The sequence below is a fragment of the Hymenobacter gelipurpurascens genome, from assembly GCF_900187375.1.
In the GTDB taxonomy this organism is placed as follows: Bacteria; Bacteroidota; Bacteroidia; order Cytophagales; family Hymenobacteraceae; genus Hymenobacter; species Hymenobacter gelipurpurascens.
Genome location: NZ_FYEW01000002.1, coordinates 875,631 through 894,158, shown reverse-complemented (window position 1 = coordinate 894,158; position 18,528 = coordinate 875,631). Strand labels below are relative to the sequence as shown.

Annotated in this window: 15 protein-coding genes; 7 read left to right on the top strand and 8 right to left on the bottom strand. The window is 60.6% G+C overall.

The features are described 5' to 3' along the window. Together CFT68_RS15600 and msrA are read right to left on the bottom strand one after the other, a co-directional pair. Entirely contained in the window at positions 1 to 3,084 is a 3,084-nt protein-coding gene (locus CFT68_RS15600) for a PAS domain-containing protein (protein WP_088844459.1), read from the bottom strand. 248 nt (positions 3,085 to 3,332) lie between these two features. Continuing rightward, positions 3,333 to 3,998, bottom strand: a complete 666-nt coding sequence (msrA, locus tag CFT68_RS15595) for a peptide-methionine (S)-S-oxide reductase MsrA (protein ID WP_088844458.1) — start codon at positions 3,996 to 3,998, stop codon at positions 3,333 to 3,335. Positions 3,999 to 4,172: 174 nt separating this feature from the next. On the opposite strand from msrA, the gene CFT68_RS15590 reads away from it, so the two are divergent. After that, positions 4,173 to 4,568 (top strand): hypothetical protein, encoded by a 396-nt coding sequence (locus tag CFT68_RS15590; protein ID WP_088844457.1) that lies wholly within the window; start codon positions 4,173 to 4,175, stop codon positions 4,566 to 4,568. A gap of 103 nt (positions 4,569 to 4,671) precedes the next feature. Further along, on the top strand, positions 4,672 to 7,599 hold the full coding sequence (locus CFT68_RS15585) for a TolB family protein (protein WP_245815410.1): 2,928 nt from the start codon (positions 4,672 to 4,674) through the stop codon (positions 7,597 to 7,599). Between the two features lie 73 nt (positions 7,600 to 7,672). Here the strand turns inward: CFT68_RS15585 and CFT68_RS15580 are convergent, their stop codons facing one another. Then, positions 7,673 to 8,104 carry an META domain-containing protein gene (locus CFT68_RS15580; protein ID WP_088844456.1) on the bottom strand — a complete coding sequence of 144 codons (432 nt, stop codon included), beginning with the start codon at positions 8,102 to 8,104 and terminating at the stop codon, positions 7,673 to 7,675. Between the two features lie 183 nt (positions 8,105 to 8,287). Between CFT68_RS15580 and CFT68_RS15575 the strand changes: the two genes are divergently transcribed. The 4 genes from CFT68_RS15575 to CFT68_RS15560 all read left to right on the top strand — a co-directional run bounded on the left by CFT68_RS15575 (position 8,288) and on the right by CFT68_RS15560 (position 13,068). Next, positions 8,288 to 10,849, top strand: a complete 2,562-nt coding sequence (locus tag CFT68_RS15575) for a TonB-dependent receptor plug domain-containing protein (protein WP_088844455.1) — start codon at positions 8,288 to 8,290, stop codon at positions 10,847 to 10,849. Positions 10,850 to 10,914: 65 nt separating this feature from the next. Beyond that, on the top strand, positions 10,915 to 11,721 hold the full coding sequence (locus CFT68_RS15570) for an alpha/beta fold hydrolase (protein WP_088844454.1): 807 nt from the start codon (positions 10,915 to 10,917) through the stop codon (positions 11,719 to 11,721). A gap of 147 nt (positions 11,722 to 11,868) precedes the next feature. Continuing rightward, positions 11,869 to 12,345, top strand: a complete 477-nt coding sequence (locus CFT68_RS15565; protein WP_088844453.1) for a Clp protease N-terminal domain-containing protein — start codon at positions 11,869 to 11,871, stop codon at positions 12,343 to 12,345. 261 nt (positions 12,346 to 12,606) lie between these two features. Beyond that, positions 12,607 to 13,068, top strand: a complete 462-nt coding sequence (locus CFT68_RS15560; RefSeq protein WP_088844452.1) for a DUF2141 domain-containing protein — start codon at positions 12,607 to 12,609, stop codon at positions 13,066 to 13,068. Between the two features lie 12 nt (positions 13,069 to 13,080). Here CFT68_RS15560 and CFT68_RS15555 read toward each other — a convergent pair whose 3' ends face one another. Next, positions 13,081 to 13,563, bottom strand: coding sequence for a YdeI/OmpD-associated family protein (locus CFT68_RS15555; RefSeq protein ID WP_170934822.1), 483 nt, complete (start codon positions 13,561 to 13,563; stop codon positions 13,081 to 13,083). Positions 13,564 to 13,677: 114 nt separating this feature from the next. Here CFT68_RS15555 and CFT68_RS15550 point away from each other — a divergent pair, with 114 nt between their 5' ends. Further along, entirely contained in the window at positions 13,678 to 14,376 is a 699-nt protein-coding gene (locus tag CFT68_RS15550) for a DsbA family oxidoreductase (RefSeq protein WP_088844450.1), read from the top strand. A gap of 76 nt (positions 14,377 to 14,452) precedes the next feature. Here the strand turns inward: CFT68_RS15550 and CFT68_RS15545 are convergent, their stop codons facing one another. The 4 genes from CFT68_RS15545 to CFT68_RS15530 all read right to left on the bottom strand — a co-directional run bounded on the left by CFT68_RS15545 (position 14,453) and on the right by CFT68_RS15530 (position 18,053). Then, positions 14,453 to 14,899: an META domain-containing protein gene (locus tag CFT68_RS15545; protein WP_088844449.1), complete on the bottom strand. Its 447-nt coding sequence runs from the start codon at positions 14,897 to 14,899 to the stop codon at positions 14,453 to 14,455. Between the two features lie 91 nt (positions 14,900 to 14,990). After that, on the bottom strand, positions 14,991 to 16,271 hold the full coding sequence (locus tag CFT68_RS15540) for a gliding motility protein GldB-related protein (protein WP_088844448.1): 1,281 nt from the start codon (positions 16,269 to 16,271) through the stop codon (positions 14,991 to 14,993). Positions 16,272 to 16,420: 149 nt separating this feature from the next. Then, on the bottom strand, positions 16,421 to 17,419 hold the full coding sequence (locus CFT68_RS15535) for an aldo/keto reductase (RefSeq protein WP_088844447.1): 999 nt from the start codon (positions 17,417 to 17,419) through the stop codon (positions 16,421 to 16,423). Between the two features lie 169 nt (positions 17,420 to 17,588). After that, complete coding sequence (locus CFT68_RS15530) at positions 17,589 to 18,053, bottom strand: hypothetical protein (RefSeq protein ID WP_212590420.1); 465 nt, start codon at positions 18,051 to 18,053, stop codon at positions 17,589 to 17,591. Positions 18,054 to 18,528: the final 475 nt, after the last annotated feature.

The following is an 18,528-nucleotide window of genomic DNA, read 5'->3' as shown; positions in this document are numbered from 1 at the left end:
CTAGTGGGGTGCTATGGCTTCCTCGAGGGGCGGTAAATACACCCGGAACGTAGTGCCCTGGCCTACATGGCTTTCTACCGATATATGACCACCGTGGCTCTGTACAATTCGGTTGACGAGGTAGAGACCCATGCCGGAGCCTGGTACATGGTCGTGGAAGCGGCGAAACATCTGGAACATCTCGCTGCCGTAGCGGGCCAGGTCAATGCCCAGACCGTTATCCTGCACCAAGAGCACCGGGCGGCCGTTTTCCAGCGCTGTGCTCACCGCAACCTGGGGGCGCCGATGCGGCGCAGCGTACTTTAAGGCGTTGCTGATAAGGTTGTAGAGCACGCTCTGCAGATTGGGCCGCACGAAGGGCACAACCGGCACCGCCGCGAAGTCGAGCGTGACGATTGCCCGGGTAGAGTCGAGGGTGTCGCCGATGCTGGTAAGCACCTCTTGCGCGAGGGTCTGCAGCTCTACGGGCTCCAGGGGCAGCTCGTGGCGCTGCTTCTGCACCTGCACCAGCTGGGCCAAGTCGTGGATGGTGCCATAAATCTGATGCAGGGCCTTCTCAAACATAGCAATGAGCTTCACCGCATCGGGGTCGCGGAAGAAGGCCGTGCGCGTGAGCTCCTGGAAGATGCCCTCCATATTGTTGATGGGCTGCATCAGGTCGTGGGAGGCCGTGTACACGAAGTTGTCGAGGTCCTGGTTGGTGCGCGTCAGTTCGGCGTTGCGTTCCTCCAGGTGCTGCTGCACACGCTTGTAGTCGTCGATATCGGTAGTGGTGCCAAACCAGCGCGTGATGCTGCCAGAATCTTCCCGCAGCGGATAGGCCCGGTGCAGATGCCAGCGGTAGCGGCCGGTGCGCACATCCAGGAGGCGGGTCTCCATTTCCAGGTTTTCGCCCGTTGCCATACAGTGCTGATAGCGGGTCATGGTTGCTTCCTGCTCATCCTGATGCAGCAAGGGACCCCAGCCTTCCCGGAGCGTCTGCTCCACCGATACCCCGGTGCTGTCAGACCAGCGCGTGTTTATGTAGTCGATTTGCCCATTGGGCTGGGCCGTCCAGGCAATGGCCGGAATGGTTTCGGCCAGAAAGCGGAACTGTTCTTCGCTGCGGCGTAGCTCTTCGGCCAGCATCTGCTGCTCATGAATATCGGTGCTGGACGCATACCAGCGGTGGAGCTTGCCCTGGTTATTGACGGACGGCACCAGCCGGTTCAGGTGCCAGCGGTACTGCCCGTCGTGGCGGCGCAACCGGACTTGCTCGGCATAGCCTTGCTGAGAAATCTGGGCGTGCGCAAACAGGGCCATGCTCGGGGCTACCTCATCGGGGTGGAGGCAGTGTATCCAGCCATCTGAGAGGCCATCCACATCTTGGCCAGAATACTCAAACCACTGCGGACTGGCATAGTCGATGCCGCCATCGGGCCGGATAATGCTGGTCATTTGGGGCAACGATTCCAGCATCTGACGCAATAGCTCATCCTGCTGGTGCAGCTCCTGGTCGAGGGCCTCTACGCGGCGGCGGGCCAGCACCCGCTCGGTGACATCCACGGCAAACACCAGAATGCCCCGCATGCCGCCAAACTCGTTGTGCAGTGGCCTACACACAAAATCGAAGTAAAACTCCTGCTGGGAGAGGCCTAGGTGAGCGGGCACCTGCACGCGCTGCTCCTGCACGCTGGCCGGCTCGCCGGAGGTGTACACGTCATCCAGAATCTGCAGCAGGCCTTGCTCATCCAGCCAGGGCGCCGCGGTTTTGGCCGTCTGGCCCTGCTTCACTCCGCCGCCCAGGAACTCATTGAAGTGGTGGTTGATAAAGCCGACCACATGGTGCGGGCCGAGCAGAGTTGCCAGCAGGGCCGGCACTTCGCCCACTATGTATTGCAGCTGCTGATCTTTATCGGCCAGCACCAGCTGGGTGCGCTTCTGCTCATCGACATTAGTGCAGGTGCCAAACCACTGTTCTGTTTCGCCGGCCGCGTTTCGTACGGGCAGAGCCTGGGCCAGAAACCAGCGGTACTGCCCCGTTTGGCTGCGCAGGCGGTACTCGCACTCGTAGGCCTCTCCCGTCAGCCACGAATGCCGCCAACGCTGCTGGGCCCGCGCGCGGTCGTCGGGGTGCATCTGTTGAACCCAGAGTTCATCGGGGTGGAGGGCAGAGGGCGTGTTTTCGTCGGTGTACTCCTGCCACCGTTGGTTCATGTAGGTTATCTCGCCCTGCGCATTTGTGGTCCAGATGAGCTGGGGTACAAAATCGGCGAGCAGCTGAAACTGCTCCAGGCTTTGGTGGAGGGCGCGCTCGGTGTGGCGGGCCTGGGTTACGTCCTGCATGGCGCCCAGCATCCGAATGGGCTCGCCTTTCTCATTACGTACAATGTAGAAGCGGTCGGCTACTTCGGCCCAGGAGCCATCGGCCCGACGCAGGCGGTATTCGGCGTTGCCGACATTGGTAGTGCCCGCCAACAACTCGGCCACCTGGTGCTCCATAATCGGCAGGTCGTCGGGGTGCAGGCAGGAGCGCCAGAATTCTACCGTACTGTTCTCGGGCGCAATGTGGTAGCCAAAGAGGGTACTGAACAGCTCATTGCGCCACAGGTAATTGGTACGCAGGTCGTGGTCCCAGATGATATCGTGGGTGGCGCGGGCCAGCAGCGTGAAGCTTTCGTAGTTGAATTTCCCCTGCTGCTGCAGCCGGATCTGGTCCGTGACATCGAAGCAGCGGCACAGAATGTAGCGTAGGCCGCCCTCGGCGGAAAGCACCGGGCGCAGCGTCATCTGCCAGTAGCGCGGAAACGCCCTGCCCTCCGGCACGGTGTGCGTAAACTGCTGGGCCTCCAGCACCTGCAGCGTCTTGGTTTCCAGCACCCGTTGCAGCGCATCCAGGAGGGCAGCCTGGTCTGTAGGGCCCGTAACGGGGCCGGCGGTCAGGACCTTAAAAACGGAGTAGCCCAAGACCTGAGCCCGCTCACAGCTCAGGAGCCGGCACATAGCCTCATTGAGGGCCAGCAGCGTAAGATCGGGCCGCAGCACTAAGTGAGGGGTGGGCAGCACATCGAACAGGAGTTCGAAGTCAACCGAATCGGCGGCCATAAGCAATGGGTTGGAGAGGGGCGACTGAAACTATCTGTTGTGGTTCAGCTCGCTCTCAAAGATACGTGGTCTGCTGCGTACCTCTTGACGCGTAAGCGGGTTTATTCGGAGGCTCCCTCAGCCTCTACTGGCCTAGGCCAGCTGTGCCGCTCGGGGAGAAGCTCTGTGCTGATAAAAGCTCGCAAAAAAGCCCTTCCTCAACAAGAGAAAGGGCTTTTAGCTACAGCAGAGTGGCCTAGGCCAGTAGCTTACAGCGGGTTTTTGAGCAGCTCTGGAAACTTGTGGCGGAACTTCTCGACTTTAGGCGTCGAGACACTGCGCACGTAGCCTTCGTTGGGGTGGAGGCGGTAGTAGCCCTGGTGGTAGCCCTCGGCGGGCCAGAACTGCGTGTAGGTCACTACCTGCGTCACGATGGGGTCAGCGTATTGCTTGGAGGCGTTTACGCGCTTAATAGCGGCTTCAATCTGCTGCTTTTCCTGGGGCGTGCGGTAGAAGGCCACGGAGCGGTATTGGGTACCGGCATCGGGACCCTGGCGGTTGAGCGTAGTCGGGTCGTGGCCGGCCCGAAAAAACACGTCTAGCAGCGTAGCGTAGCTGATTTGCTTGGGGTCGTAATAGATCTGGATAGACTCGGCGTGGCTGGTCTGGCCGCTGCCAACCTGCTCGTAGGTAGGCTGGGCTTCCTTGCCGCCGCTGTAGCCCGATACCACTTCTTTTACGCCTTTCAGCTCTTCAAAAATTTCCTCGGTGCACCAAAAGCAGCCGCCCGCGAAGGTGGCCACGGCCAGACCTTTCAGGTCGGTGGGGGCTTTGCCGGCCGTGGAGCGCATGGTTTGGGCGTCGGCGGGGCGGTCTTGGGTGCAGGCCACCAGCGTAAGCAGCAGGCCTAGCAGGTAGGTTCTCAGGTGTTGCATGAGGTAGAAAATATCGTGTGGGAGATATACGGTGTGCCGGGCCCAACTGGACGTACCCGGCGCCGGTGCATGTGCTAAGAACTGTTGAGCCGGAATAATTCCGCTTGACAGCAGATATAACCTTTTCTAAACTCGGCCGTATGTCGCTCGGGCGAAATTCTGCCCACTTTTTTTATGGCATTACGCGTCCTCCACCAAGAGCCTTACATCACCATCTCCTACGATTACGTGAATGAATGGCTGTACGCCGAATGGATTGGCGACCAAAACTTGGAGTCGGTGCAGACAGGCTGCCTGATGATGCTGCAGTACCTGAAGTCGGAGCGCTGTCATAAAGTATTGAACGATAACCGGCTGGTAACCAGTATGTGGGCTGATGCCGCGGAGTGGGGCGGGTACTTCTGGTTTCCGGCCATGGCCGAGGGTGGCCTAGAGTATTTTGCGTGGGTGTACTCGCCCAATATCTACAGCCGCCTCTCCACCGACCTCACCCTGCAGCACACCACCCGGCCGGTTATTCTCACCTTCGATAATATCGAAACCGCGTCATCGTGGCTGAAGCAGGTGTAGACCACAGGGGCTTTTGAGTGAGGAGCAATGTTGACTTAACACCCGTTTGGTGCGGCCTTGGTGGGCACTATATTTACCAACTCACCGGTGTAATCTGCTCTCTGTGCCCCATCCTCTGCGTTGTTATCTGCTGACTGCCGTGCTCGGCCTGGGCCTGGCGCCCGTGCTGCCAGCTGCCGCCCAAACTATCCTGCCGGTTTCGAGCCAGACGCCCGCTTCGCTGAAGTGGTACGAGGTGCGCACGCCGCATTTTCGGGTGCTCTACCCCACGGGTTTTGAGGCCACGGCCCAGCGCACCGCCAACCGGCTGGAGCAAGTATATCAGCCGGTCAGTGCGTCGTTGCAGCGGCAGCCTAGGCCTATTTCCATTGTGCTGCAAAGCCAGAACACCATCGGTAACGGCTTCGTAACGATTCTGCCCCGCCACTCCGAGTTCTACGGCAGCTTCCCCCAGGATCCATTCCTGACGGGCACCCTCGACTGGCTGGATGAGCTGAGCCTGCACGAGTACCGCCACGTGGTGCAGTACGAAAAAGCCCGCCAAAGCCTGGGCCAACTGGCCTACGGAGTGGCCGGCTACGGCGGCGTAGGCCTGCTCACGCTGGGCCTGCCCGATTGGTTTTTTGAAGGCGACGCCGTGGGCACCGAAACCGCGCTCAGTCGCAGCGGTAGAGGCCGCATTCCGTACTTCGATATCGGCTTGCGGGCCAACCTGCTGGCCGGGCGCAAGTTCTCCTACAGCAAAGCCGTGGCCGGCTCCTACCGCGACAACGTGCCCAACCACTACGTGCTGGGCTACTTCCTGACCACCCGCCTCAAGCGCACCGCCGGCCCCACCGTCTGGAGCGACGTACTCAACCGCTACTTCCGCTTCCCGGTCTATCCGTTTTCCTTCTCCGATAAAGTCCGCCGCCAGACCGGCCTACGGGTAGATGACCTCTACCAGCGCACCATGCAGGAGCTGGACAGCACGTGGCGGCAGGAGCAGGCCCGCCTGGAGCTCACGCTCGGCACCGATTTGCGCCAGGAGGCCACGGAGCGCGTTTTTACCGAATACCAGTACCCGCAGTACCTCACCGATAGCACCGTGCTGGCCGTGAAGAGTGGCCTAGGCCACATTCCGCAGCTCGTGCAGCTGAGCCGAGGCGGCCAGGAGCGGCAGATCCAGCAGCTAGGCCTCTGGAACAACCCCGAAATGCTTTCGGTGGGGGGCGGCAAAGTGGCCTGGGTGGAGTACCGCTACGACCCGCGCTGGCAGCAACGCGTGTACTCCGAGCTGCGGATTCTGGACGTGGCCACGGGCACCCTCACGCGCCCCGGCCGCCGCACCCGCTACGCCGCCGCCGTGCTCTCGCCCGATGGCCAGCAGCTCCTGACCGTCAGCACCGATTCGGCCTATCAGCAGCGCGTGCACGTAGTAAATGCGCAAACGGGCGCTGTACTGCGTACCTTCCCCAACCCCGAAAACTACCACTACCTCCAGCCCCGCTGGACCGCCGATGGCCGCAGCATTGCGGCCGTGCGCCTGGAACGGGCCGGCAAAGCCATTGTGCTGCTCGATGCCGAAACCGGCCAGGCCCGCACCGTGCTGCCCGCCTCCAACGACAACCTCTCGCACCCGCAGCCCTTCGGCGAGTACGTGCTGTTCAACTCACCGCGCTCCGGCATTGATAACGTGTACGCCGTGCACACCCGCACCGGTGAGGTGCGCCAGGTTACGTCCAGGCCTATTGGGGCGTACCACGCGGCCGTGTCGCCGGATGGCCAGCGGCTGGCTTTTCACGAGTTCCGGGCCCAGGGCAGCCGCGTAGTTGAGATGCCGCTGGAGCCCGCCCAGTGGCGCCCCGTACCGGCCCTGGCCGGCTCCCCCAACCGCTACGCCGCTGCTCTGGCTGCGCAAGACCCCGGCGCGGCTCTCGTAGGCCAGGTCCTGCCCGGCCCCGATTCGGTGGCTACTGCGGCGCTGCCCGTTTCGCGTTACAGGCGCCTGCCGCATGCTCTCAATGGCTACAGCTGGGGCTTGGTACAAAGCGCCTCGGGCAGCGGCCTGGTGCTGGGCGTGCGCTCCGAAGACGTGCTCAGCACCACCCAGGCAATAGCAGGCGTCAGCTACGATGGTGTGGAGCGCACGGGCAGCGTTTCGGCGGATGTCAGCTACCAGGGTCTGTGGCCGGTGCTCGATGCGGGAGTGGCCTACGGGCAACGTCGCACAACGGCCCTCACGCGGGAAGGCCAGCTAGTGGAAGATACCTGGCAATACACCCGCCTGACTGCGGGTGCCCGGCTGCCGCTCCTGCTCACGCACTCCCGCATGCAACAGGCCCTCACGGTGAGCGGCTACTACCAGATGGAGCAGGTACGCGGCTACGATTTGCTGAGGCGCCCCTTCACGGAAGTAGGATTCGGGCGCAGCCTGCACGCACTGACGGGCAGCATGGCCTACAGCCGTACCCTACGCCAAAGCAAGCGCGATGTAGGGCCACGCTGGGGACAAACGGCCAGCGTAGTATGGCGCGGTACGCCTTTCGGGAGTGGCCTAGAGGCCGAGCAGCGGGCCGCCCAGGCCAGCGTGTATCTGCCGGGCATTGGGCAGCACCACAGCATCCGGCTGCGCGGCGGCTACCAGTGGCAACCGCAGGGCCAGCCGCAGACCAAGTATATGTTTGGCGGCTTGTTCTACCCGCGCGGCCTCAACTACGTGAGCCTCGATAAGCTCAGCCTGCTCAGTGCCGAGTACCGCCTGCCCCTGGCCGATGTGCATTGGGAACTGGGCCGCTGGCTGTATGTGCAGCGCCTCAAAGGCGTGGCGTTCTACGACCGCGCCCACGGTAGCAGCGAGGTTGCAGATCCAGCGGTACCCAGCGGCACCCGCCGCATCAGCCAGAACGACTACTCCACCGGCTTCGACCTGTCGTTCGTGTTCAACCCTTTGCGCCTGCGCACCCCGCTAGAAGCCGGCGTCCGGACGTTTTACAACTCCCAGACGAAGCAATGGGAACTGCAGGGGCTGGTATTGAATGTAGGCTTCTAGGCCAGTATATCAACTGTGTTGGCTCAGGCAAAGCGCACATCAAAGCGCCCTTTCAAAGCTTTATAAGCATCCTCTACTCCGCTACTTTAAACACCAGCAGCGGCACGGCATCCTGGGCACCGTAGAGGCGCAGGGTGTGGTTGCTGATGACGTAGCGAGTAGTCTGGCGCAGCAGCTCCAGATATTGCAGTTCCTCCTCCTGCAGATTGCAGGTAGCATAGGTGCTGCCTTGAGAAGTGAAGCGCAACATCGGCGAGCCGGCAATCAACTCATACTGACCAAAATACTGGTTGCAGTAGGCGCGCCCTTCGTAGTTGCTGCTGGAAGAAGGCAGCTTGAGGTTGGTAATAGCCGAAGCAGGGGCCAGGCGGCCGTTCATCTCCGTCAGTAGCCAGCGCTGATCCAGCAGGTACACCGGCGCCGGTACGGGCGCATCGTCTTTGGTGCAGCTACTGAAGCTGAGTGAGAGCACAAGGGCCAAAAACGGGAGTACAGAACGGAGCATACACGAAAGATAGGAAGGAGGAGGAAGAGCGCAATAGCGGCCCGAATGCCGTACAGGATAGAGGGGCTACCCAGCCAAATGGTTGCATGCCCCAGCGGCGGATTTTCTAGTGGCCTAGGCCACCTGTAATGCCCAGTTTAATTCTCATCTTTAGCCTGACTATTCAGTATTAATTTATTCCAAATGAAGCTATTTTTCACCCGTCGCGGGGGCTGGCCGGTTGTGGCCGCACTGGCGTTGGTTGGGGCGGGTAGTGCCGCTTTCCAGGCCGCTGATAGTGTGCCGCTAGGCCAGATCCTTACCCGGCTGCAAACCTTTTATACCACAGCTCAGCCCGAAATCAGCTACCTGCATACCAACCAGGCGGCCTATGCCTCCGGCGAAACGCTCTGGTTCAAGGCCTATGTAGTGCACGACCAAACCCATCAGCTCGACTCGCTGAGCCGGGTGCTGTACGTGGATATGGTGACGCCCACCCGCCAGGTAGTTTTCCGGCGGACGCTGGCGTTGCGCGGCGGCCTCGCCGAAGGCGACATTGTGCTGCCCGATACGCTTACGCAGGGCGTGTACACGCTGCGGGCCTACACCAGCTGGATGCGCAACGCCGGCGAAGAAACCTTCTTTACGCGCCGGGTACCCGTGTGGCAGGCCTCTTCGCTTACCAGCGAAATGGCGCCGCTGCCGGCCCGGGCTGCCACGCTGGCTGCGGCAGCTCGCAAAAACGCCAAGCTGCTGGAAGCCGCCAGTAAGCCCGAAGTGAAGTTCTTCCCCGAAGGCGGCGAGTACGTGGCCGGCCTGCAAACCGTAGTGGGCGTGAAAGCCGTAACGGCTGCCGGCCAAGGCCTGGCTCTGAATGGCCTTATTCTGGATGATAAAGACCAGGAAATAGCCGTGTTCACGACGCCCGCGCTGGGTATGAACTCCTTTGGGTTTACGCCCGCCGCCGGGCGCCGCTACCAGGCCCGCATCAAGCTGCCCGATGGTACCACCCAGACGTACCCGCTGCCCGCTGTGCAGGCCTCGGGCTGGCTCCTGAACGTGCGCGAAATCGGCCCGAACTACCAGGTGTATATTCGGCACCAGGGCATGGCCGGTGCGGCTGCTGCCCCCGAAGCGCTGCGGCTGGTGGCCCACGTGCGCGGCACGCCAGTGTATGCCGGCGAAGGCCAGATAACAGGTGCTGAAACCTACGCAGCCTCTATCCCGAAGGCCAAACTGCCAGCGGGAATCATGCATATCACGCTCTTTGATGGGCAGCAGGTAGCGCGGGCCGAGCGACTGGTATTTGTACCCGATCCGGAGGGCCTACGCGTTACGCTTACGCCTGATAAAGCCCGCTACCAGCCCCGGGAGGCCATTACGCTGGATGTAGACGTGCGCTCCGCAGCTGGCGAGCCAGCCCCCGCGGAGCTATCCTTGGCCATTGCCAACCTGGCGGGCCTGCCCACCGTCGGCACTACCGATGCCACCGTGCAGTCGCACTTGCTCCTGACCTCGGAGCTGCGCGGCTACGTGGATAACCCGGGCTACTACTTCCGCAACCCCACACCGGCCACCCGCAAGGCGCTGGATGATTTGCTGCTGACCCAGGGCTGGAGCCGCTTCGTGTGGAAGGAGCTGCTGACGGAAACTTCGCCTACGGCAGCCTATGCATTCCCGGCCGAGCAGTCTATTACGCTGGGCGGCCAGCTCCTGCGGCCTAACCTGAAACCCGTACCCAACGGTACGCTCACGCTGCTCCAGAAGAAGAGCAACACCATAAACGTGGGCACTGCTAACCCCGAAGGCTACTTCCTATTCGTTGGGTTTCCGGGCCAGGATTCTATTAAAGTGCTGCTGCAGGCCCGTACTGAAAAGGGAAAAGCCAATGTTTTGCTCAAACTCAATGAGCTGTGGCCCGCCCCCGTGAAGCTGCTGCCGGCGCCCTTCCTGCCCGCCGCCACCAACCCTGCGCCCGAGGTAGTGGCCTACGGGCAGCGCAGCCGGCGCCAGCAGGTGCTGGAGCGCCAATTCCGCCCCGATACAACCAGCGGCATCGTGTTGCGCAACGTCACGATTAAGGGCCAGCGGCAGGCGCCCCCTTCAGGTCCGCGCTCCATTCATGGGCGGGCGAATACGGTACTGGAAACCAGCAAGATTCCGAATGCCGACTCCTACAGCAATATTTTTCAGCTTATGCAGGGCCGTGTGGCGGGCGTGCAGGTGACGCCCAGCGGCTATTCCTATCAAGTCCTGATTCGAGGAGTATCGTCGCTCACGGGCTCCTCAACCCCTTTGTTTCTGCTGGATGGCATGCCACTGGCTGACGCCGATGGGCTGCTTGGAATCCTGCCGAACACAGTAGAACGCATTGAAGTGCTCAAAGGCGCGGAAGGGGCCATTTATGGTAGCCGGGGCGCCAACGGCGTCATTGCGGTGTTCACCAAGCGCGGCAATCCCAACTACGACTCCTCCAAGGAGCCCTCCGTAGGCATTGCCGTCCGCAACTTGCCCACTTACTACCGGGCCCGGGAGTTCTACGCCCCGCGCTACGAGCCGACTCAGCCCAACAACCCGAAGCCTGACCCGCGTGCAACTACCCTGTATTGGCTGCCGCGCCTCTCGGTGCCCGCCTCCGGGCAGGCCCGCGTGATATTCTACGCCAGTGACCAGGGCGGTTCTTTCCGGGCAGTAGTGGAAGGCATATCGAAAACGGGGCAGCCCGCCCTGGGCGAAACCAGCATGACTGTGGCCGACGTGCGATAGGAGCGTCTGTTTTTCTGGAACTTCGCGGCCCCGGCTTTCCTGCCGGGGCCGTTTTGTTGTTGCCTATGTCTGTTGTGCCCTTGCTAATTGAATCCGACGAAGACCTGCCCTTTCAGGACCACTTCCTGCGGATACGCCGCCTGCGCCACCCTGCGCCAGCCGCTGACGATAGGCCTACGCTCGTGTTCCTGCACGATTCTCTGGGCAGCATCCGGCTCTGGCGCAATTTCCCGGCCCGGCTGGCGGAGGCCCTGGGGTGTCATGCCCTAGTGTACGACCGGCGTGGCTACGGCGAATCGGCCGCGTTTGGCCCCGCGCCCCGCACCGTGCGCTACCTCGAGGAAGAAGCCCTGACCGTTCCGGCGGTGCTGCGCGCCGCGGGCGTAGGCCACTGCGTACTGTTTGGGCATTCTGATGGCGGCACCCTGGCCTTGCTTACGGCCGCCAACGAGCCCGCGCTGGTAGCTGCTGTGGTAACGGTAGGCGCGCACGTGTTTGTAGAAGACGTGACGCTGGCGGGCATCCGGGAAGCGCAACACCAGTTTGCTACCACCGACTTGCCCCAGCGCCTGGCCCGCTACCACGGCCCGCGCACGGAGCCCCTGTTCCGCGCCTGGACCGACACCTGGCTGCACCCCACTTTCCGGACCTGGAACGTAGAGCACTACTTGCCACGCGTGCAGTGCCCCGTGCTAGCGGTGCAGGGCGAAGCCGACGAGTACGGTACCGCGGCGCAGGTACAGGCCATTGTGGAGCAGGTGTCCGGCCCGGCCCAGGTGGCGTTGTTACTTGGCCTAGGGCACACCCCGCACCGGCAAAACCCCGAGGAAGTGCTGCGGCTCGCCACCAATTTTCTGCGTGAAATGTTGTAGGCCAGGTAGCAGGGCTTCGTGCAGAGCACTGGCGTACCACTGGGTTTTCCTACCTTGATGCAGTAGAACGAAGGCGCTGCCTAGCACCCGCCAAGCGTTCTAGTAGGTTTCAGGAACAAGAACCAACTCCTGGCAAGGCTGCGCCTGATGTTTTCTTTCTTCCGTAAAAAGCGCCCCACACCGTTAGTCTTCTCTTCGGGCTTGCTGCAGGTAATCAGCACGAGCCGCATAGAAGCCCTGCGGCTTGATAACGACTTTGTGGCCGTGCCGCACGTGGTGCTGGCCATGCTGCGCGAAGAGGATACGACCGTAGTGCCCGCCCTGGAGCAGTTGCTGGTGAGCCCACTGCTGTTTGAGTACCGGCTGGCTTCTGAAGTAGCAGGGATTCGGCTCACCAACAAGCGCCCGTCGCCTACTGCCCGCCTGCCCCTTACTATTGAGCTGGAAGACATGATTCGGCAGTCGTATGAGGTGGCGGCGTTGCTGGAGGCGCCTGAGGTAGAGGCCCTGCACGTGTTGCTGCCCATGCTGCGCCAAACCGATAGCACGGCCGCCCTGGCCGCCAGCGAGTTTGGCCTGACCCACAATGTGTTGGTGGAGTGGCTGCGGCGGGAAGGAGCCTAGCCTCTTGGTTGCCGAGAGTATAAGCAGCAAAAGCCCGTCAGGCTTGGCTACGCCGACTTGCGGTCCGTTGTGCTCTACAGGGCGGGCTAAATTGCCTGATCGGGCTTTCGGCCTTTCGGCCAGGTGAGGGCAGTTTCTTTGTGCCAAAAACTTATGAAACCAGCTTGGTGAGCAAGCGGTAAAAGGAGAAAGGCGCCTCGGCTCGTAATTATTTTTCCGCACGGGCTGTTGGCTTCGGTATACCATTACCTATCTTCTGCCATGCAAGCACTTAAGCAGACACTTCTTACGGCCACCTGCGCTTGTGCAGGCCTGGTTTCCTCGACGCCCGCCCTGGCCTCCGGTGATCCGGCCGCCACTTCGTCCGTCACGGTCGTGGTGTCGGCGCTGGCTTCTACCTCTTCCACGGTGAAGCTGTACTTCTACAATGTGCGGGAGAAGTTCCTGACCCACGGCGGCTACGCGTTCATGCGCGTCATCAAGCCCGGCGGCCAGAAGCAGATTTCCTTGCCCGTTGATCTGCCAAATGGCGAATGGGCCGTGGCCATCACCCAGGATACCAACAACAACGACAAGCTGGATAAGAACTTCATGGGCATCCCGACGGAGCCGTTTGCCTTCTCCAACAATGTGCGCCCCCGCCTGGCCCCGCCCGGTTTTGATGACTGCAAGTTCATAGTCAGCAGCCCTGGTAAAGTCGTCAATATCAGCCTCACGAAATAGCCGCTAGGCCACTTACTCCTTCCGAAACGGATGCGCGCCGCGCGCTAGTTTCTCGGTTATTTCCACGGCCCGGCGGGCGCGGGTTTCCGCCTGCCGGGCCGTGCTGATGTGCTGGGCCACCGCCCGCCGCATACTACCCGAAAGGCTCTCGAACTGCGCCTCGGCTTCGGGCCAGGCCTCCAGGGCTTCCGCTAGTTCCGGGGGCAGGTCTACGCGGTCGGGCTCCGGGTCGGGAGCCAAGGTAAGTGCCACCGACTGGCCTACGCGCACCCCGGCCGCCTGACACAAGTCTTTGTTAATCATCAGGTAGCGGCCGCCGGTTTGCGGCAGCAGGCCCAACCGGATGGGGTGGCCGTTGAGGGTGCCGATGATGCGTTTCGTGCCTTTGCCGCCCAGGGCTTCCAGCACCAGCGGCGGTACCACCACAATTTGCGTAGGCATAAAGCTGGGGCCGCCGGCCTCCAGGTGCGCTTCAAAAGAAATAGAACCGGGCATAAGAAACGGTAGGAAACACAGGCCTAGGCCACTTGCCGGAAGATAGTGCGGCGCCCCAAAACATTTACCCATTTAGGTGGGTTATACCCGCCTGAAATCGAAAACATTCTGAGCATGAAAATAGAAATCTGGTCCGATATCGTGTGCCCGTTCTGCTACATCGGTAAGCGGCGCCTGGAAAATGCCCTGGCACAGTTCCCCCAGGCCGAAAACGTGGAAATTCATTGGCGCAGCTTCGAGCTGGATGCTGATGCCCGGCCCGAGCCCGGCGTGAGCCTCTACAAGCGCCTGGCCGCCAAATACGGCAACACCGAGGACTGGGCCCGCCAGATGAGCGCCAACATGACCCAATCGGCCGCCGAGCTGGGGCTGGCGTTTGACTTCGACCGGGCTGTGGCAGCCAATACGCTGCACGCCCACCGACTCGTGCACCTGGCCGAGCGCCACGGCAAGCAGGATGCCGCTAAGGAGCGCTTCTTCAAGGCGTACCTCGAAGAAGGCGAAGACCTCAACGACTTCGCTACACTTACCCGGTTGGCCACAGGCCTAGGCCTGCCCGCGACAGAGGTAGAGCAGGTGCTGAACTCCGATGAGTTTGAGCAGCAGGTGCGCCGCGACGAGTACGAAGCCCGCCAGATTGGCGTGCGCGGCGTGCCCTACTTCGTGTTCGATGATAAGTACGCCGTATCGGGTGCCCAACCCTCGGAGCTGTTCCAGGAAGTGCTGGAGAAAGTGTGGGAAGAGTCGCGCCCCCAGCCCGTGCAGCTGGCCGGCACCGACGGTGCTTCCTGCGACATCGACGGCAACTGTTAGGCCACTTTTAAGCCGATAAACCGAACGCGGCCACCTCTACAGAGGTGGCCGCGTTCGGTTTTTGGAAGATCTAAAACTACTCAGTAAGAGTATGATCCTCGAAAATGAGCATGGGCTTCGTGGTGTTAGAAGCATCAAAGAGGCGCAGCTCTTTGCCCACAATCTGGTAGCTAGTGGTGCGGGGCAATGCTTCCAGATATTGGGTTTCAATGTTTAAGGCCGGGCAGGAAATTTTGGTAGCCCCCTGCGGGCTGATGGTGAGCAGGCCGGGTTCAGCGCCTAAGGCGAAGGAGCCGCTAAACGAGTTGCACGGGCCTAGGCCAGTGGTGCGATTTATACCGCCAGTGAATTCTATATAGGAGCGGTAAGTATCGGAATAGCTGGAAGTGGAAATGGACGAGCCTTCAATCTCCACTAGCTTCCAGTGGGTATTCAGCAACTGAGAATCAGCTGTTTTGTCTTTGCAGCTGGAAACAAATGTCAGGAGGGCGATGCAATAAGCTAGAGTAAATAAGTAGCGCATACGTCGTTAAGTAGAAGGTGGGGCATATGGATAGGGAGTCCATCCGCTCCTGTACGGTTGCATCACCCATAGGAATTCCAATCCGACTGGCCTAGCGGCTGGCTAGGCCACTCTCGTAGCCGCTCTGGACCAGGAAGGTGTTGGGGTCGCGCATAGATAGGATGTCGGCCAGGGCCTGCTTTTTATCGGAAGCCTGGTTGTAGAAGGCCTGCACAATGCGGTAGCCCACATAGTAGCCCAGGTCGCAGGGCTTTTCGGGGGTTTCCTGGCGGCCGTTGGCAATCCAGTTATCGGAGTTGGTGCCTAGCATTTCCTGCTTGAAGGCCTCCCACAACTCTTTCTCGTGGGCGTTGCCGTAGGCCAGTAAGCGGCTGTTAGCGCCACCCGCTTTGCCCGTTACTAGCTCGGCTACGAAATCGGCCATCCCTTCATTAAGGGCATAGCTGAGCAAGGTGCCATTCTGCGGGCCCTGGTTGCGGTGCACCAGCTCGTGTACCATGAGAGTGGGCATTTCTGATACGGGTGCGCAGCGGTTGCGCTGCAGCAAGCTCAGCTCGGAGGTATTTACGCCAGGCCCGCCGGCCGTCTGATCGGCCCCAATGAGCAGGCCCGCATCCGACACAGTACCACCCGATACCCAGCCCCCCACCACGAAGTAGATGTTCTGAAACTGCACCGCCGGATACAGCTCCTGGAAGCGGCGAAACGCGGCCACAATCTTCGGCTTTTCGGTGGCAATAGCGCGCGTGGTAGGCTCAATGGAGCGGTAGTACTGGGGACGCCGCAGAATCTCCTTCGTGAAGCTGTTATCGTTTCTGATTTTCAGGCTATAATAATCCTGCAGGCCTACGGAGGCCTTGTCGAAATACTCGCGCCGGAAAATGGCGCTGGCGTGGGCCGTATCGCGCTGGGCCAGGGCATAGGCCTTCCAGAAATGGTCAATATCCGTCGTGACGAGCTTCGCATCCTCGGGCCGCCGGATGAGGGTTTTTTCTTCCAGCTCCCGGGCGCGGGCCAGCAGCTTCGGCCATTGCTTGTGGGTGTGCAGCAGCTCCAGGTCGGAGTCCTCGGCTATATGCTTGGCATTAACATAGCCGTTGTCAAGGGCTTTCTGAAGGTTGGCTAGCGCATTGGGCGCATCCTGCTGCAAGCCGTAGTAGCAGGCTATATTATAGTAGCTGTATGCCTTGTACTTGGGTTTGGCTGTAGGCTCCTTCACCACCTGCTGATAGGCCTTGATAGCTTCCGGATAGTTTTTCTGCTTGCTGATTTGCTGCGCCCGCGTAATAAGCGAGTCGGCGCGGGAAGGCGCCTGGGCGAAGGCGGCCGTGCTGGCGGCCAGCAGGCACAAGGAAAGTAGATAGCGTTTCATAAGGGCAAGACAGATAGAAGCTGTAATGAGTAGTGATAGGCAGATGGGCCAACCAGCCGAGGCGTTGCCTGCGTGGTGCAAACTGCACAAAAAAAGCGCTGCCCACCAGGCAGCGCTTTTTCTTAAGCTAAACAGGTACTCTTAGGCCACTAGGCCGGTTGCTGCTGCAACTGATCCAGCTGCTGCGAGATGAAATCCACCTCTTGGGGCGAAAGCTGCACATCAATGGCATGCGCGTTCTGTACGGCCTGCTCTGCGTTGCGGGCCCCCACCAGCGCCACCGAAATGCCGGGCTGCGCCAGCGTCCAGCGCAGCACCAGCTGGCCTAGCGTGGTGTTTTTGGTTTCCGCCATTGGCCGGATCTTGTCCAGGAAGGCATTCACGCGGGTCACGCTTTCGGGCTTGAACAACGGGTGGCCAGAGCGCAGGTCGCTTTCATCAAAATGCTGGCCGGGCTTGATTTTGCCCGTGAGCAAGCCGAGCTGCATGGGGCTGTAGGCCAGAATGGCTTTGTGGTGCTCCAGGCAATACGGCACCACATCCTTTTCAATATCGCGGCGCACCATGCTGTAGGGGACCTGGTTGGAGGCCAGGTTTACCACCTTCTCAGCCGTCTGCATTTGCTCTACGGAATAGTTGCTGACGCCAATGGCGCGCACTTTGCCTTGCTCCACCAGCCGTTGCACGGCTTCCATCGTTTCCTCAATGGGCGTGGTTTTATCAGGCCAATGAATCTGGTAAAGGTCGATGTAGTCGGTGCCGAGGCGGCGCAGGCTGTCTTCGCACTCTTGCATGATGCTGGCCGGCGCCGCGTACTTATACACGTCAATATCCTGGCCCTGGTTGTTCTTGCTTTTGAAGCCGAAGTCGCCTTTGGTATCGTCCCAGCGCATGCCAAACTTGGTCAGGATCTGCACCTTGTCGCGGGGTAGGCTCTTGATGGCTTCGCCCACAATTTCTTCGCTCAGGCCCTGCCCGTAAATCGGTGCCGTATCAATGCTGGTGACGCCCAGCTCGTAGGAAGCGTGGATGGCGCCCACGGCATCGTTCTGCTCGGTGCCGCCCCACATCCAGCCGCCGGCTGCCCAGCTGCCAAACGTAATGCGCGAAACGTGCAGGCCTGAGTTGCCTAATTCAATGTACTCCATCGGTATATCAAGGTATAAAACTGGCCTAGGCCAGCCATGAAAGAAAGGAAATAACCCGCCAGCCGGGCCACATGTTCTGCTCCGCCTGCTAGGCCACTCAGCACAGCAAAACGGCCGCCTCGTTGAGAGACGGCCGTTTTATCAGGAAAAAGATCCGAGAATCTGTCAATTACATCGAGCCGCTGGTGGTCGAGGTAGTGCGGGTTTTGGTTTTTTTGCCGCTAGCCTTTTTGGTGGCTTTCGACTTGCTGCCGCTCATGGAACCCGAAGTGGTGCCATACGTAGAGCCGCTGGTAGTGCCCGAGGTAGTCGTACCCGAGGTCATGGAGCCGGTAGTGCCCGAAGTAGTGCCGTAAGTGCTAGAGCCACTGGTAGTGCCGGAAGTCATGGTGCCCGACGTTGTACCGGAAGTCGTACCCGAGGTCATGGTACCCGAGGTAGTGCCCGACGTGGTCATGGTGCCGGAAGTGGTGCCCGAGGTCATCGTACCGGTGGTGGTCGAGCCGGTGGTGGTCGAGCCGGCAGTCATGGAGCCGGTAGTGCCTGTAGTACCCGTAGTACCGGTCGTGGTTTGAGCGAAGGCAGAAGTTACACCAAGAGCAAGAGCAGCAGCGAAAGCGAATGCAGTTTTCATAAGTAAGGATTTCGGTTGGAGTAGAAAAGAGTAGGCTTCGGAGAACCCGAAGTGATGGCAATACGGTACAGGCGGAAGGCATGTTCTACTGGAGTAGGTAGTAGCCTGATATATATAACTAATTGTATATCAATAAGCTGGAGTATTGTAAGCGTCCGGTACAGCCTGAAACAGGGCTTCAGGATTCCCTGCGGCGAATTACAGCACTTCAGCAACGGCCTCAGAAACAGCTGAAAAGCTGCACGTGCAAAATTGTGTGGTTAGGCCAGGATAGCCGTTTTCGTCACCCGAAACAGGCGGTGGCTGCGGCTGCCCCCGCTGACCTGGCCTGGGGCTACGCTTCAGCTTAGGCCACCGGAAACCCAGGAAAACCAGGGCGAAACACCGGAACGGTTTTCAGAGTAAACCCACAGGAGAGTGGCGCTCCACCAACTCCTTCGGCTGCCGAAGGGCAGTTGTGCGTCGCGCTTTCCTT